Annotated in this window: 13 protein-coding genes; 3 read left to right on the forward strand and 10 right to left on the reverse strand. The window is 60.7% G+C overall.

What is annotated here, in order from left to right:
• Window positions 1-21: 21 nt before the first annotated feature.
• From O8B93_RS04920 to O8B93_RS04965, 10 genes are all read right to left on the reverse strand, one after another.
• Entirely contained in the window at window positions 22-690 is a 669-nt protein-coding gene (locus O8B93_RS04920) for a methionine ABC transporter permease (protein WP_121691811.1), read from the reverse strand.
• Window positions 680-1,795: a methionine ABC transporter ATP-binding protein gene (locus O8B93_RS04925; protein ID WP_269708684.1), complete on the reverse strand. Its 1,116-nt coding sequence runs from the start codon at window positions 1,793-1,795 to the stop codon at window positions 680-682. The genes O8B93_RS04920 and O8B93_RS04925 overlap by 11 nt, the downstream gene beginning before the upstream one ends.
• A 293-nt stretch (window positions 1,796-2,088) precedes the next feature.
• Complete coding sequence (locus tag O8B93_RS04930) at window positions 2,089-2,718, reverse strand: NAD(P)H-dependent oxidoreductase (RefSeq protein ID WP_269708685.1); 630 nt, start codon at window positions 2,716-2,718, stop codon at window positions 2,089-2,091.
• 166 nt (window positions 2,719-2,884) lie between these two features.
• On the reverse strand, window positions 2,885-4,276 hold the full coding sequence (locus O8B93_RS04935; protein WP_269708686.1) for a GH1 family beta-glucosidase: 1,392 nt from the start codon (window positions 4,274-4,276) through the stop codon (window positions 2,885-2,887).
• A gap of 718 nt (window positions 4,277-4,994) precedes the next feature.
• Window positions 4,995-6,305, reverse strand: coding sequence for a xylose isomerase (gene xylA / locus O8B93_RS04940; RefSeq protein ID WP_269708687.1), 1,311 nt, complete (start codon window positions 6,303-6,305; stop codon window positions 4,995-4,997).
• Between the two features lie 239 nt (window positions 6,306-6,544).
• Window positions 6,545-7,999: a xylulokinase gene (xylB, locus tag O8B93_RS04945; RefSeq protein ID WP_269709028.1), complete on the reverse strand. Its 1,455-nt coding sequence runs from the start codon at window positions 7,997-7,999 to the stop codon at window positions 6,545-6,547.
• A gap of 47 nt (window positions 8,000-8,046) precedes the next feature.
• Window positions 8,047-9,069 (reverse strand): LacI family DNA-binding transcriptional regulator, encoded by a 1,023-nt coding sequence (locus O8B93_RS04950; protein WP_269708688.1) that lies wholly within the window; start codon window positions 9,067-9,069, stop codon window positions 8,047-8,049.
• A 93-nt stretch (window positions 9,070-9,162) separates the two neighbouring features.
• Window positions 9,163-9,825 carry a pyridoxamine 5'-phosphate oxidase family protein gene (locus O8B93_RS04955; protein ID WP_269708689.1) on the reverse strand — a complete coding sequence of 221 codons (663 nt, stop codon included), beginning with the start codon at window positions 9,823-9,825 and terminating at the stop codon, window positions 9,163-9,165.
• Window positions 9,826-10,089: 264 nt separating this feature from the next.
• Window positions 10,090-11,673 carry a DHA2 family efflux MFS transporter permease subunit gene (locus O8B93_RS04960; RefSeq protein WP_269708690.1) on the reverse strand — a complete coding sequence of 528 codons (1,584 nt, stop codon included), beginning with the start codon at window positions 11,671-11,673 and terminating at the stop codon, window positions 10,090-10,092.
• 34 nt (window positions 11,674-11,707) lie between these two features.
• Window positions 11,708-12,922, reverse strand: a complete 1,215-nt coding sequence (locus O8B93_RS04965) for an HlyD family secretion protein (RefSeq protein WP_269708692.1) — start codon at window positions 12,920-12,922, stop codon at window positions 11,708-11,710.
• 161 nt (window positions 12,923-13,083) lie between these two features.
• Here O8B93_RS04965 and O8B93_RS04970 point away from each other — a divergent pair, with 161 nt between their 5' ends.
• The 3 genes from O8B93_RS04970 (at window position 13,084) to O8B93_RS04980 (ending at window position 16,736) form a co-directional block, all read left to right on the forward strand.
• Window positions 13,084-13,770, forward strand: a complete 687-nt coding sequence (locus O8B93_RS04970; RefSeq protein WP_269708693.1) for a TetR/AcrR family transcriptional regulator — start codon at window positions 13,084-13,086, stop codon at window positions 13,768-13,770.
• Window positions 13,771-13,962: 192 nt separating this feature from the next.
• Window positions 13,963-14,721 (forward strand): TerC family protein, encoded by a 759-nt coding sequence (locus tag O8B93_RS04975; protein WP_269708694.1) that lies wholly within the window; start codon window positions 13,963-13,965, stop codon window positions 14,719-14,721.
• Between the two features lie 242 nt (window positions 14,722-14,963).
• A complete protein-coding gene (locus O8B93_RS04980; RefSeq protein ID WP_269708695.1) occupies window positions 14,964-16,736 on the forward strand; it encodes an SLC13 family permease in 1,773 nt (590 codons plus the stop codon).
• Window positions 16,737-16,741 lie beyond the last annotated feature (5 nt).

The raw sequence follows: 16,741 nt of genomic DNA on the forward strand, positions 1-16,741 counted from the left end.
GGGTTGTTATTATAAACGCAGTTAATTCTTGCGGGTCCGCTTGTCGAAGCTGCGCGCCAGCCGGTCGCCGGCGCTCTGCACCAGCTGCACCAGCACGATCAGCACCAGAACCACGGCCAGCATCACATCAGGCATGAAGCGCTGATAACCGTAACGAATACCTAGGTCACCCAGCCCGCCGCCGCCGACAGCGCCGACCATGGCCGAATAACCGATGAGGCTGACCAGCGTGAGCGTCAGCGCCAGCGTGATGCCGGGCTTGGCTTCTGCGAGCAGCACCTTGGTGACGATCTGCAACGGTGTTGCGCCCATGGCGCGGGCGGCCTCGATCAGGCCCTTGTCCACCTCGCGGATCGCCGCTTCCACCAGCCTTGCGATGAAAGGCACGGTCGCAACCGTCAGCGGCACGATGGCGGCACTGGTGCCGATCGACGTGCCGGCGACGAGACGGGTGAAGGGAATGATCGCCACGACAAGAATGATGAAGGGCGTGGAGCGCGCCGCATTGACGATGAGGCCGAGGATGCGGTTGGTCATCGGTGCTGGAAACAGTTCGCCCTTGCCGCTGGTGGCGAGGAACACACCCATGGGCACGCCGATCAGCGAACCGACAATGCCGGCCACCGCAACCATGTGCAGCGTCTGCCAGAGTCCCTTGAAGAGAAGGTTGAAGATCATATCAGGCGACATAACCGAGCACCTCCGTGTGAAGACCGGTTTCCGCATAAAAGCGGCCGGCGCGGGCCGTGACCTCAGCCGATGCAGGATAGGAGACCACGAGCGAGCCGAAGGGCTGGCCGGAAATTTCCTCGATGGTGCCGGCGAGAATATTCACGTCTGGGCCGATTTCGGCAACAAGCCGGGCGGTAAGCGGCTGGAACGCCGTCTCGCCGAAGAAGACAAGGCGCACCAGAACACGGTCACCTTCCGCCGCCTGCGGCTTCAGGCCCGAGGTGACCCAGTGCGGCAACTTCACACCGACCGAGGACGACAGCAGACTGCGGGTCGTCTCATGTTTCGGCGCGGTGAAGATGTCGAAGGTCGTGCCTTCCTCGACGATCAGGCCCATGTCGATGACAGCCACCTGCGAGGCGATGGTCTTCACCACCTCCATTTCATGGGTGATGAGCAGCACGGTCAGGCCGAGTTCGGCATTGATGCGCTTCAGCAGTTCGAGAATGGACTGCGTCGTTTCCGGATCGAGCGCCGAGGTCGCCTCGTCGGAGAGGAGCAGCTTCGGCTGGGTGGCGAGTGCGCGGGCAATGCCGACACGCTGCTTCTGGCCACCCGAGAGCTCCGCCGGATACCGCTTCGCCTTGTCGGAAAGCCCGACGAGATCGAGCAGCGGCGCGACGCGGGCCTCGATTTCCTTCTTGCCCAGGCCGGCGATTTCAAGCGGCAGCGCCACATTGTCGAAAGCGGTGCGTGAGGACAAGAGGTTGAAGTGCTGGAAGATCATGCCGACGGAACGGCGCAGCGTGCGCAGGCTCTTTTCATCGAGTGCTGCAACATCGACGCCATCGACGACCACACGGCCGGTCGAGGGCTTTTCAAGGCCGTTGGCGAGGCGAATGAGCGTAGACTTGCCCGCCCCTGAGCGGCCGATGATGCCGGTGATGGAGCCTTTCGGCACGGTGTAGTCGATACCGGCAAGGGCTGCGAAGCCCGGCTTGCCGTCGGCACCGCCAAAGGTCTTGGTCACGCCTTCAAACGTGACCATCGGCTCCTTTGCCGCCCCTTCCGGGACCGCCTGTTCTGAACGCGCGGGCGAGGCCGCACTGGATGGAAAACTCATTGTGAACTCTGGGAATGCGTGACGGATCGGGTCTCAAAAAATCCTGTTGCGGTGCTGAACCGCTCTCTTCATGCAGCCTTCGGGCACATTCGATGACAGCTGATTTTCCGGGTCATTTCGTCAGGCTTTCACTCAGAAATGCCGGGGATCGGCAATTCGATGGCGCATACTTGCCCGCACACGCCACCTTTTAACAGGGATGTTTTTTCAATTATCTGAAAAGAGAGAAAAAATCTACCGCAAAGCCGCCTCGGCGGCCCTGCGGCAGTCAAGATTTCGCGACGATATGAAAATCACACGCGGCTGGTGAATTCCTCGAGCGGGCGGCGGACCTTTTTCAGGTTCACCAGCCAGTCGCCTTCCGGCTGGCGATAACCCAGCGGCAGGATGGTGACGGAGCGCAGGCCCTTTTCACGAAGGCCGAGAATCTCGTCGAGTTTGGCCGGATCGAACCCTTCCATCGGGGTGGAATCCACACCCTCGAAAGCGGCCTGCGCCACGGCCATGCCGAAGCCGATATAGGCCTGACGCGCAGCATGTTCGAAATTCACCTGCTGGTCACGCTGCGGATAGGTGGTGAGCAGCATCTGGCGATAGGCTTCCCAGCCTTCATTCTTGATGCCGCGTTCTTCATTGACCAGATCGAACATGTGGTTGATCCGCTCTTCGGTGTAATTGTCCCATGCCGCAAACACCAGCAGATGCGAACCATCGGTCACCTGCGCCTGGTTCCAGGCGATCTCGCGGATATTGGCGCGCACTTCAGGGTCCGTGACGACGATCACCTCGAAAGGCTGCAGGCCGCTGGAGGTGGGCGCAAGCCGCGCCGCCTCGACAATGCGCTCGACCTTGTCTTCCGCGACCGGCTTGGAAGGGTCCATTTTCTTGGTGGCATAACGCCAGTTGAGTTTTTCGATAAGCATGTTCGTTTTCCCTTGGGAGGACCAGCCCGTCCTGCCCCTTGGGCGGCAGAAACGGACGCTACGCCTTCGTAGCCTGCCTGACATAGGGGACGGGATGACGGGTGCAAGCAGGCACCGCCGGGTAACCAACGAAAAAATCAGCATGACTGATGATTTTGTTTACTTATTATTTTTCCTGCTTCGTATTTTCAGGAGCGTGATTGCCCTTGGGAAATCCCGAGACAAGCGCACTGTACCACTTCCCGCTGTTCTTCAGCGTGCGCACCTGCGTATCATAATCCACATGCACGAGTCCGAAGCGCATGCGATAGCCTTCGGCCCATTCAAAATTATCCATCAGGCTCCAGGCGAAATACCCGCGCATCGGGTAACCGTCGCGGATGAGATCGGCGACGATGCCGAGGTGTTCGGCGTAATAATCGAGCCGCGGCTGGTCATTCACCTCGCCGTTTTCGATGCCCATATTATAGCAAGCGCCGTTTTCGGTGATGTAGCACTCCGGCAGGTCGTAACGCTTGTAGAGGGTCTCCACCAGCGACTGCAGCGCTGGCGCACAAACCTCCCAGCCGATATCGGTCTTCACATCGCTGACGGCGGGAGCCGGTGTGGTAGCGGGGAATTCCGCACCCGGCGTCGCATCGTCGGCAACGCGCATCGGCGTGTAATAATTGAGGCCCCACCAGTCGAGCTTCTGGCTGATGATGGCGAGGTCTTCCGCCTCCACGACTGGCATGCGATCGCCCAGCGCTTCCATCATCTCGGCCGGATATTCGCCCTTGAAGACCGGATCGAAAAACGCGCCGTTGTGGAACTGGAAGGCCCGTTCGGCGGCCTTGAGATCGGCCTCGCTGTCGGAAGCCGGGATGACGGAATGGGCGTTCAGCACCAGCCCAACCGGCACTTTCGGCGCGACATGGCGGGAGGCTTCCACGCCGAAACCATGGGCGAGATTGATGTGGTGCATGGCGGCAAGGGCTGCCTCCATGTTGCGCTCGCCCGGCGCGTGAATGCCGTAGAGATGGCTGAGCCAGACCGCGCACCAGGGTTCGTTGAAGGTCGCCACCGCATCCAGCCGGTCGCCCAGACGGGCCATGACGGTCTTGGCGTAACGCTGGAAGGCATGGGCGGTGGAGCGCGAGGCCCAGCCGCCGTCACCCATCAGGGTCAGCGGCAGATCCCAATGGTAAAGCGTCGCATAGGTCTTGATACCGCGCGCCTTGCAGCCATCAACGAGGCGATCGTAAAAATCCAGGCCCTTTTCGTTGATCGGCCCGAAACCGTCAGGAATGATGCGCGGCCAGGCGATGGAGAAACGATAGGCTTCGACACCCATTTCCTTGATGAGATCGAGGTCGTCCTCCCAGCGATTGTAATGATCGCAGGCGATATCGCCATTGTGACGCCCGAAGACATGGCCCGGCATGTTGCAGAACGCATCCCAGATGGAGGGTTTGCGGCCATCGGCCTTGGTTGCACCCTCGATCTGGAACGAGGCGGTCGCGACGCCGAACAGGAAATCACCGGGGAAACGGACGGCAAGCGCTTGGGGATCGGTCATCTGAGGGCCTTTCTATCCATCGAGCGTAAAAAGATCAGCAGCGGTTTAGACCATGTCGTCTGCGAGGTACAGCCGGGCTCCGCGAAATCTACAACGTTTCAGACTGTGCGGTTAACAAGTCCAAAGCGCTTTGCATGCACAAAAGCCGCCGCGGCAATTGGCCGGCGGCGCAAGAGGCAGGCCCGGCGAATGCGGGTGGATGGGAAGTGGTGGAAACATTTGCATTCACCGGGCCGCATCATAGAGACCATCATCACGGCCTCTCGCTTACAGTCTTTTCACGACATCTATCCGATCAGCCCTTCCCGCCTCTGGCCGTGCGGGATGCCTCTCCGAAACACGGTTTGCCAGAACCATGCTTGTCGATGCCGGCAGCCGGTTCGCAAAAGGCGCCGCGCGTATCGCCCTTCCGTTCCGGTTGCGGGAGGAATGATGCGGCCAAATGAGCTGATGGGGATGAGTGGGGACGTATTTTTCGGGAAGTGACTGAAAAGGAAGGAGGGGTGGCGCGGAATTGTGCTCACCTTCGGGAGCAGATAGCGAACAGGCCCCCTCATCCGGCCCTTCGGGCCACCTTCTCCCCGGCGGGGAGAAGAAATATGCCGTACCCCCGCATGTGGCAAGGAGCAGGAAACTTGTTCTTCTCCCCGCCGGGGAGAAGTGCCGGAGCGCAGCGAGGCGATGAGGGGGTGACGTTGCCGTCACCCCGACAATCACGTCAAACGTAACGATTGACCACGTTTTCGAGATATTCCTGACGACCGGACTTCGGCTGCGGATTGATATCGTCGCGCTCGACCAGCGCTGCGATCTCCTCGAGCTTCAACTCGCCGCGCAGCATCTTCTGCGCTTCGGCGGAATCCCACTTGGCGTAACGCTCGGAAAGCGGCTTGGACAGCGCGCCGTCCTCGACCATCTTCGCCGCCGCCTTCAGGCCACGGGCGCAGCAATCCATGCCGCCAATATGGCCGATCAGCAGGTCCTGCGGATCGAGCGACTGGCGACGCAGCTTGGAATCGAAGTTGGTGCCGCCATTCTTGAAACCGCCGCCGGCGAGGACATGGTAATAGGCGAGCGCCATTTCCGGCACATTGTTGGGGAACTGGTCGGTATCCCAGCCGGACTGGTAATCGTTGCGGTTCATGTCGATGGAGCCGAAAATGCCGAAGGCATTGGCCATGGCCAATTCATGCTCGAAGGAATGGCCGGCCAGGATGGCGTGGCCCTGCTCGATATTGACCTTCACTTCCTTTTCCAGCCCGTTCTTCTGCAGGAAGGCATAAACGGTGGCGACGTCGTAGTCATACTGGTGCTTGGTCGGCTCCTGCGGCTTCGGCTCGATCAGGATCGTGCCTTCAAAACCGATCTTGTATTTGTACTCCACCACCAGATTGAGGAAGCGGCCGAGCTGATCCAGCTCGCGGGAAAGATCGGTGTTGAGCAGGGTTTCGTAGCCCTCACGACCACCCCACAGAACATAGTTCGCGCCGCCGAGCGTCTTGGTGGCGTCCATGCAGGTCTTCACGGTCGCGGCGGAGAAGGCGAAGACATCCGGGTCCGGATTGGTCGCGGCACCCGACATGAAGCGGCGGTTGGAGAAGAGGTTGGCCGTGCCCCACAGCAGCTTCACGCCGGTATCGGCCTGCTTCTGGGCAAAATAATCAACGATCTCGTTGAGGTTCTTGGTGTTCTCGGCGAAGTTTTTGCCTTCCGGGCGCACATCGGCGTCATGGAAGCAATAAAACGGCGAACCGAGCAGCGAGAAGAATTCAAAGGCCACGTCTGCCTTCAGCTTGGCAGCCTGCATCGTGTCTTCAAACCACGGGCGCTCAAAGGTCTGGCCGCCAAAGGGATCACCGCCCGGCCAGGTGAAGGTGTGCCAATAGGCAACCGCAAAACGCAGGTGATCTTCCATGCGCTTGCCGGCGACGATCTCGTCGGGATTGTAATGGCGGAAGGCCAGCGGATTGGTGCTGTCGGGGCCTTCATATTTGATCTTGGCAATATCGCCGAAGAAGCCTGTCGTCATTGGGTGGTTCCTCCTTGGTGGGTTTAAATCGTGTTTGAAAATTTCAAGGTTGGAGGGTGTGGTTCACCCCCCTCTGCCCTGCCGGGCATCTCCCCCTCAAGGGGGGAGATCAGCAGGACGCTATATATCGCTCCATACTCAGCCTCGCATGAGGGCGGGAAGTAGCCGCTTGTCGATCTCCCCCCTTGAGGGGGAGATGTCCGGCAGGACAGAGGGGGGTAAGCCCCACACTCCGCGTCTCACCGCGAAAGCGCCCGAATAGCCGGATAAACCGCGTGATACCGCCGATACGCCTCTTCATAAGCATCGCCAAGCGCAGCCACCGGCTCGATCGTCCGCGCCGTTTCCGGTTGCGAGCAAACCGCCACCGGATCAGCCCCGGTCGCCGCAATCAGGCCGAGACGCGCCGCACCGAAGGCCGCGCCGAAATCGCCCTCGGCGGGAATATCCACCGGCACGCCAAGCGAGGTGGCAATCGACGCCAGCCAATAGGCCGAGCGCGAGCCGCCACCGATGGCGGTGACGCGGGAAATCGAGGTGCCAGCGGATTTCAGCGCTTCGAGATTATCCCTGATGGCAAAGGTAACGCCTTCCAGCACGGCCTGGGTCAGCGCCTTGCGGTCGCTTTCATGGGACAGGCCGATGAAGGAGCCGCGAATGGCCGCGTCATTATGCGGGGTGCGCTCGCCGGAAAGATAGGGCGCGAAAGTGACGCCGGAGGGGGCCAGAAGCGTCTCGCCGAGTTCACCGGTCAGATCGGCAGCGGACTGGCCTGTGAGGCGCGAATACCAGTTTAGAGCATCCGTGGCGGAAAGGATGACGCCCATCTGGTGCCAGGTGTTGGGCAGCGCGTGGCAGAAAGCGTGGACTGCGCTTTCCGGCTTCGGCAGATAGGTGGCGTTGGCGGCGAAGAGCACGCCCGATGTGCCGAGCGACACAAAGGCATGGCCTTCCTTGACCGTGCCCATGCCGCAGGCCGACGCCGCATTATCGCCCGCACCACCGGCGACGACAGCCCGGCCGGAAATGCCCCATTCGGAAGCCAGCTCAGTGCGCAGAACGCCCGCCTCATCCGTGCCTTCCACCAGCGACGGCATGTGTTTTTCATCGAGCCCGGTGGCGGCAAGCAGCTCGGGGGACCATTTGCGCGCGCCGGTATCGAGCCAGGAGGTGCCGGCGGAATCCGACATTTCCGAGATATAGTCGCCGGTCAGCCACAGCCGCAGATAATCCTTCGGCAACAGCACCTTGGCGACTTTTGCGAAGATCTCGGGTTCGTTCTTCGCCACCCAGGCAAGCTTCGGCGCGGTAAAGCCGGGGAAGACGATATTGCCTGTGATCTTGCGGAAACGCGGATCGGCATCGAGCGCGGCGGCTTCGGCATGGGAGCGCGTGTCGTTCCACAGGATGCAGGGGCGCAGCACCTTGCCTTCGGCATCCACAAGCGTCGCGCCATGCATCTGGCCGGAAAGGCCGATGCCTTTCACGGCGGCAAGCTCTTTCGCAAACTTCTGCTTCAGGCCGGCAACGGCATTTTTCGTCGCGGCAATCCAGTCCGCCGGGTCCTGTTCGGACCAGCCGTGATGCGGGCGCGAAACATCAAGCGAGCCGTTGGCCGAGCCGACGATCTTCTGATCGCCGTCCATGAGCAGGGCTTTGACGCCTGACGTGCCAAGATCGAGACCGAGATACATGTATTTCTCCATTCCGGCGCTCCGTGCGCCACTTCCAGCCTGTTTGCTCAGGGAAGATTGTCCCTGAGGAAGATGTCGATACGAATACGTTCCTGCGCGGCGATGACGGGCAGGCCATCGGCGCGCGCCTTCAACACGCGGATGGCGCTGCGCACTTCGTGGCCGGCATCCTGGTTGAGCACGGCATCGAGCAGCCCTTCCCTCAGCGCATTGGCGGTGTTTTCCGTCAGTTCATGGGCGATGACCGAAAGCGCTCTTTCGCCATCTGCGGCCCCAAGTGCGCGGATGAGACCGCGATTACCGGCGCCGAGACTGTAGATGCCGGAGAGGGCATCATTGCCCAGAGCATCGCGCACCAGCGCCTCGACGGTGAGCGGATCGTCCCTGCCCTCCAGCACCGGCAGCAGCCGCACCTGCGGAAATTCGGTTTCGATGACGGCGCGAAATCCTTCCAGACGCTCGCGATGGTCACGTACCAGCATGGAGCCGGCAACAACCGCGACATCGCCGCCGCGCCCGGAGAGGAAACGCCCCATCAGGCTCGCCGCCGTGCGCCCGGCCGCGACGTTGTCCACACCGGCATAATGATCGCGCCGCGAGTCGGAAAGGTCGGAGACCAGCGTCACCGTGGCGATGCCATCTTCCGCCAGCCGGTCGGCGGCTTCGGCCACATCTTCGGAATCTGTGGCGACGAAGGCGACGCCGGATGGTTTTTCCCGCCGCGCAACGTCAAGAGCCTCGGTCAGCGCCGCGGCATTAAAAGGCGGCACTTCGATCACACGGATGGCCGTGCGCTCCAGATGGGAGCGGCTGGCCGCAGCCCGCACCTCGGCGCGCAATGTCGCCATGAAGGAATTGTCATTGCCAGGCAGGATGAAGATCATGGAGTAGTTTCGGCCCTTGGCCAGATTGGCGGCGGCGATATCGCGCACATAACCAAGCTCGGCAATGGCCGTTTCCACCCGCGCACGCGTTGCGGCATGGACGCCGGGGCGCATGTTCAGCACCCGGTCGATGGTGGCAAGACTAACGCCCGCGCGCTCGGCGATATCGTGAACTGTCGGCTTCATGGCTCCTCCCTCCCCCTTGCATATCCAGCTTTGCCGCCGCCGTAAATCGAAAAATGATGTACGTACCTCATATTTCATCAAATGGAACTGCGGCTAATAGAGGGTGCGCCGGTAGTCCTGCTCCAGCTGCTCGTCCATCTTGCGCATGTCATCCCCATTCGTCGGGGCACCCGTCGTTTCGTCCAGAATGATCTTGATGAGCGAGGGCATTTCCGAGCGGGACTGGAAATGCGCGGGATCCCAAAGGTGGGAACGCCTGAACGCCTTGGCGCAATGCATGAAAACCTCACCCACCCTGACGACGATGGCAAGTTTTGGAAGGCGATCCGCAACGCTCATGAGCTTCAGCAGTTCGGGATCCGTACTCAGCGTCGCACGCCCGTTCACGCGCAATGTGTCATCAAAACCCGGCACGATGAACAGCAGCCCAACATTGGGGTTGGCGATGATGTTGCTGAGCGTATCGAGGCGGTTATTGCCGGGCCGATCGGGGATCGCCAGCGTGCGCCCGTCGAGAACCTTCACAAATCCGGCAGGATCGCCGCGCGGGCTGACATCGGCCTTGCCCTCCAGATTCTGGGTGCCGATACACAGGAAAGGAGAACGCCTTATGAATTCCTGCGCATGTTCGCCAAGCCTGTCCTGACACTTCTGTATCGCCAGCGCATGTGTCGGTTCGAACAGGCTGCGAAGCGACTGCTCATCCGCAATGATGAAATCTGGATTGAGTTCCAAATTGCGTTCCAAGGCCGTCATGATCTCCCCCTGAACTGCCCGCCCATGCGGCCTGAACCCGGGTCAACCGTCCTCCCGGCCCCGTTTCCATCCGCTCCTGAGTTTTTTGAGGTACGTACCTCAAGAATTGATATACACGGCTTGCCCATTGTGATCAACAGCAAGAAGCCGGATTTGTCCTGCCAACCTCCGGCGCTCGGCACGCACGCTTTTGCCAGGAAAGGCAAAAAAAGGGGCCGTCATTCTCGACGGCCCCAGCACTGCGGTGGATGGGAGGGGATTTTATCAGTGCGCCGCGTCTGGTGGCGGCGCTGCCTTGGGTTTCTGGATCAGCACGGTCATGAAGATCAGGCTGGAGAACAAAATCGTCAGCGCGAAGAACACATCCGCAAAGGCCAATATCCAGGCCTGCTGCGAGACCATGCCGACCATTTTCTTGACCGCGACGGACGCGCCGTCCAGCCCGTAGGAATCGTAGTTGGCGCCCACACTGTTCAGCCATTCCAGCGCCTTCGGGTTGGAATAGCTGATATGTTCGGCCAGCCGCACATAATGGTCATCCGTGCGCTGCGACAGCAGCGTATTGATGACGGCAAGGCCGACCGCGCCGCCGAGGTTACGGGTGAGGTTGAACAGGCCGGACGCATTGCGGATACGGGCCGGCGGCAGGGTGCCGAGCGCGATGTTGTTGATCGGCACCATGCACATCATCAGGCCGAAACCGCGCAGGATCTGCGGGATCAGCAGCTCGTAGAAATCCCAGTCTGTCGTCACATGCGTCATGATCCATGTGCCGCAGCCGAAGCTGATGAAGCCGATGGCCATCATCGCCCGCGGATCGAGCTTGGTGGAGACCTTGCCGGCAATCGGCGCGGTGAAGAACATGGCAAGACCGGACACGAACATCGTCTCGCCGATCATCAGCGCATCGTAACCCCTGACCCGGCCGAGATAGAGCGGGTAGAGATAGGTCAGCCCGTAAAGCCCGATGCCCATAACGAAGGAAAACAGCGAGCCGATGGAGAAGTTGCGGTCCGCAAAGGCGCGGATATCCACGACAGGGAATTCCACCTTGAAGGCACGCCAGAAGAACACCACTGCACCGATGACCATGGCCACCGAACCGAGGACGATATGTTCGTCGTTGAACCAGTCCTTGTTGTTGCCCTCTTCCAGCACATATTCCAGCGAGCCGAGGAAGACGGCCATGGAGATAAGCCCCCACCAGTCGAACTTCTTCCAGAGCGACTTTTCCGGCTTATCGAAATCGATCAGGCTCCAGGTGAGGATGGTGACGATGATGCCGGGAATGATGTTGACGAGGAACAGCCAGTGCCAGGAAAAGGCATTGGAGAGATAACCACCAACCGTCGGGCCGATGGTCGGCGCAAGCGTGGCGACCAGACCGATGATCGGCGAGACGACCGAGCGCTTCGACGGCGGGAAGATCGTAAAGGCCGCCGCAAACACCGAAGGGATCATGCCGCCGCCGATAAAGCCCTGGATCGCGCGATAGACGATCATCTGGTCGATATTGGTGGCAGTGGCGCAGAGCGCGCTCGATATGGTGAAGCCCGCAGCACAGGTGGCGAAGAGTACGCGCGTGGACAGAATACGCGCCAGCGTGCCCGAGAGCGGGATCATGATCACTTCCGCGATCAGATAAGAGGTTTGCACCCAGGCGATTTCATCCGAGCCGGCACCAAGGCCGGCCTGGATTTCCGCCAGCGAGGCGGAGACGATCTGAATGTCGAGAATGGACATGAACATGCCGAAGACCATCGCGAAGAACGCGATGAGCCTGCGCCTGTCCATCGGGGGATCGGCGGGGATGGACGCCCCGCCCGTACCGACAACCGTAGCCGCCATGATCTTGCCCTCAACGGTGCGTCAAAGACGCGTCTTACTTGGCTTCCGGGTTGGCTTGCGCCGTTCTGGTGGTTTCCGGCGCCGTGCGGGTATCGACATCGACCACGACGCTCAGGCCTGCGCGCAGATTGTGCTTTGCAAGGTCTTCCTTAGAGAAGACGATACGAACAGGCACACGCTGGATGACCTTGGTGAAGTTGCCCGTGGCATTTTCCGGCGGCAGCATCGAGAAGACCGAACCCGAACCGGGCGAGATCGACTGCACAGTGCCTTCGATCGTCGCATCGTCAAAGGCGTCGACATGCACGCGCACCTTCGAACCGGGCACGACGCGGGCAAGCTGCGTTTCCTTGAAATTGGCGTCGATATAAAGCTCGTTCATCGGCACCAGCGAAGCCAGACGCTTGCCGACGGACACCAGATCGCCGTTCTGCACCGCCAGATTGCCGATGACGCCGTCATAGGGCGCTTTCAGAACCGTGAAGGACAGATCGCGGGCGGCCTTGTCACGCGAAAGCTCCAGCGAGCGGATGGTGCTTTCGGCTTCCTCGCGCTGGGCGCGCAGAAGTTCGACATTGGCCTTGGCCGAGGCGATGGCGGCATCACCGGCCACGACATTTGCCCTGGCCTGGTCAAGCGCGACCTGCGCATTGTCGGAAGCGGCAACCGTGCCGACGTCCTTGGCCTGCAACTCGCTGGCGCGCTTCTGGGTGATTTCGGCGCCGCGAAGCGCGGCGTCCAGCGCGCCCTTCTGGGCAACGGCCTGTTCCTGCGCGGCCTCGCCGCCGATGATCTGCGCATCGATGCGCTTCAGCGACAGTTCCTCGGTGCGAATCTGGGCTTCGGCCTGATCAAGCGCGATGCGATAATCGCCATCGTCAAGCGTTACCATCGGGTCGCCCGCCTTGACTTCCTGGTTCTCGACAACGTTAACCTTGGCGACGTAACCGGAGACCTTCGGCGCGATGACCGCGATATCACCTTCTATATAGGCGTCATCCGTCGACACCATGAAGCGGCCGTCGATCCACCAGTTGTAACCATACCAGCCGGCACCGGCCAGAATGGCAAGGGCGAAGATCGGCAGAAGCGGCGAACGCTTCTTGGCCTTCGGTGCTGCAACGGTTTGGGGCGGCTGCTGTGGCGGAGCCTCAACCGGCTTTGCGGGAGAGGTCTCGGCCTTGGCGGAAACATCCACCTCTTCCGCATCGTTGGCGGCGCGAACCGCGCTATTCTTCTGGGCCGACATGAGAGATTACCGTGATAGATTGAAGAAAAATTTTTCGAACTGAACCGTTCGGTTCGATTGACATAAGCTCTTTCCTGACACATATCAAGTGTTATCGAACCGATTGGTTCGACGTTCGGTTAATTTTTTTTACGTCATTACGATGCTAAGGGGCATCAGTGATGGCAGGTGAAGACAGGGATATGGAGACGGAAACGGAAACGGGCTGTCCGGGTAACACCGCCGGGCGTTTTGCGGCGGGTGAAGACCCCGCCAAACGCGATCAGATTCTGGCGGGCGCCTGGCGTGTGTTCAAACGCAAGGGCTTCGACGCGGCCAGCATGAACGACATCACGCGCGAAGCCGGCGTTTCCAAGGGCACGATCTACGTCTATTTCTCCAACAAGGAGGATCTGTTCGTCGCCCTGGTCGACCATCACCGCAACGAATTCGCCACCTCCATGCGCCATATTCTCGAGGGCACCGAGGAGGTGCGCGAAGGGCTTGAACAATTCGGCAAGGCCTTTGCCAACAAGATGATCTGTTCCGACATGATCCCCGCCATGCGTTCGGTGATCGGCGTCATCGATCGCATGCCGAAACTGGCGCAGCGTTTTTTCCTCTCCGCGCCGAACAATGTGCGCACCGTGCTCCTGGATTTCATCGAACATCAGGTCGAGATCGGCCATCTGAAGGTAGATGATCCTGAGCTGGCTGCCCGGCAATATATCGAACTTTCCACCGGCACCTTCTTCAAGCTGCGGCTGTTCGGCGAGCTGGAAGGCCCGGTTCCCGAAGAGGAACTGGACCGGGTGATCGGCAGCGCCATCAATGTATTCATGGCGGCTTACGGAACCGACAGGGACTGAGATCATTCAGCAACGGGCGGCCTGAGTGGCAACGGGCCGGCAACGGAATGACGCCCGATACGCGGCTTGCGCGAAATTTCGATGAAATCTTGCCAAACACAGGAGCCATCTCCTTGTTTCTCGCGTATTGCGCTATAAATTCCACCCACCGAATATTCGGGTGGCCTTGTTGCTGAAAGGAAAAATCCCCTGATGGAGTCCGTTCTCCCTCTCCTGTCCGACCCCGCTGCCTGGGTGGCGCTCGTCACCCTGATCGTCATGGAGGTCGTGCTCGGCATCGACAACCTGATCTTCATCTCCATCCTCACCAACAAGCTGCCACCGGAACAACGCGAAAAAGCCCGCAAGATCGGCATCGGACTTGCGCTCATCATGCGCCTCGGCCTGCTCGGCACCGTGGCGTGGATCGTGCAGCTCACCACGCCGGTCTTTGAAATCTTCGGCCATGCCTTCTCGTGGAAGGACATGATCCTCATCGCCGGCGGTCTCTTCCTGATGTGGAAGGCCACCAAGGAAATCCACCACAATGTCGACCCGGAAGACCACAAGGAAGACATGGTGGGCGGCCCGGCCGCGATGAATTTCGGCGCCGCCATCGGCCAAATCCTGCTGCTCGACCTCGTTTTCTCGGTGGACAGCATCATCACCGCCGTCGGCATGACCCCGCACCTGCCGATCATGATCGTCGCCGTCATCGTCGCCGTTGCCGTGATGCTGCTTGCCGCAACCCCGCTTGCCAACTTCATTGAGCGCAATCCGACCATCGTCATGCTGGCACTCGCCTTCCTGATGATGATCGGCACGACGCTGATCGCCGAAGGCATGGGTTTCCATGTGCCCAAGGGCTACGTCTATGCCGCCATGGCCTTTTCGGCGCTGGTGGAGCTGCTCAACATGCTGGCGCGCAATGCGCGTCGCCGCAAGAAGGCGCGCGCGGGCGAGACGCATTGACCGCATTCCTTCCGTCATGCCGGACCCGATCCGGCATCCAGCCAGCCCAAGTCTTTGGGCTGGAAAGACTCTTCCCGCCGCGCAGACGCGCGTCGGCTGGATACCGGCTCAAGGCCGGTATGACGGAGAACACGGCGAATCCCAACTCCGGCCCGGAACCGCTTCACCCCGCCTCGCGTTCTTCGATATCATCACCGATAGAGCCCTCCCCCGGTGCCTCTCATTCGAAAGCATAAGCAAGCATGACGACAGACCAGATCCTCGCTTTCGTCGTGATCGCCGGCATGATGGTCGCGTTCATCTGGGACAGGTTCCGTTACGATGTCATCGCCTGCAGCGCATTGCTGGTGGCGGTAACGCTTGGTGTCGTGCCCTTTAACAAGGCTTTCTCCGGCTTTTCCGACGATATCGTCATCATCGTGGCCAGTGCGCTGATCGTCAGTTCGGCCGTGGCGCGGTCGGGCGTCGTCGATATGACGATCAAGAAATATTTCCCGGAAATGCATTCCAAGAGCCTGCAGCTGGCCTTTCTGATGATCGTCGTCGCCATCATGTCGGCCTTCATCAAGAATATCGGCGCGCTCGCCATCATGATGCCGGTCGCCTTCCAGTTTGCCCGCAAGTCCGGCAGCCCCGTTTCCTATTATCTGATGCCGATGGCCTTTGCCGCGCTCTTGGGCGGGCTGATGACGCAGATCGGCACCTCGCCCAATATCGTCGTCTCGCGGCTGCGCGAGGAAATGACCGGGCAGAGCTTTTCCATGTTCGACTTTACCCCCGTCGGCGCGGGCCTGACGGTGATCGGCATCATCTTCCTGACCTTCGGTTACCGCCTGCTGCCTGTGCGCAACCGCCAGCAGGCATCCGTGGAGGATGCTCTCGATCAGTCGGCCTATACGGCGGAGGCAACGCTGCCGGCCGACAGCACCTTTGCCGACAGGCCGTTGCGCGAACTCTTGAAACAGGCCGATGGCGACGTGATCGCCAGCACCATCCTGCGCGGGCCGCGACGCATCTCCCCCTTCCCCGACGTCAAGCTGAAACCGGGCGACACCGTTCTGCTCGAAGGCAGCCCGGAGGGACTGGACCGCATCGTCTCTCAGGCGAAGCTGCTTTTATCCGGCAAGCCGCTGATGGAGAATGGCCAGAAAACCGTCGATCTCATTTCCATGGAAGCAGTGATCAGCAATGAATCGGTGCTGTCAGGCATTTCCGCGCGTGAGCTTTCCCTGTCCTACACGCGTGGCGTCAATCTGATCGCCGTCAGCCGCCGCGGCCAGCGTGTCAGCCAGCGGCTCTCCGACCTCACCTTGCAGGCGGGCGACGTCATTCTTTTGCAGGGAAGCCGCAAGAACTTGCCGCAGGTGCTGCAGGAATTTTCGCTGCTGCCGCTCGCCCAGCGGGAAATCCTGCTTGGCGTGCAGCGCCGCGCGCTTTTGCCCGTTATCGTGCTGGCCGCTGCCATGCTGGCTGCCGGCAGCGGGCTGGTGCCGGTTTCGGTTGCCTTTTTCGCCGCCGCCTTCCTGATGATCGTTGTCGGCGCGATCCCGCTTGCCGAGGTCTATAAATCTATCGACGGGCCGATCCTCGTCATGCTCGCCGCCCTTATTCCCGTCAGCGATTCGCTTCGCACCAGCGGGGCGAGTGAACTGATCGCGGGCTGGCTCGGCAGTGCGGCGCAGGGGCTGCCGCCTTTCGCGGCGCTCGGCATGATCCTGCTCACCGCCATGGCTGTGACGCCCTTCCTCAATAATGCCGCCACCGTGCTGGTCATGGCCCCCATCGCCGCCGGTTTTGCCACCACGCTCGGTTTCCGCCCGGAGGCCTTCCTGATGGCCGTGGCAATCGGCGCCGGCTGCGATTTCCTCACCCCCATCGGCCACCAGTGCAACACGCTTGTCATGGGCCCGGGCGGGTATCGTTTCAGCGATTATCCGCGCCTCGGACTGCCGCTGTCGATCATGATCGTCATTGCCAGCATTCCGATGCTGCTTTACGTCTGGCCGGTGAACTGAGGCCG

Origin of the sequence: Martinezella rhizogenes (assembly GCF_027460065.1) — a bacterium.
GTDB lineage: Bacteria > Pseudomonadota > Alphaproteobacteria > Rhizobiales > Rhizobiaceae > Agrobacterium > Agrobacterium rhizogenes_C.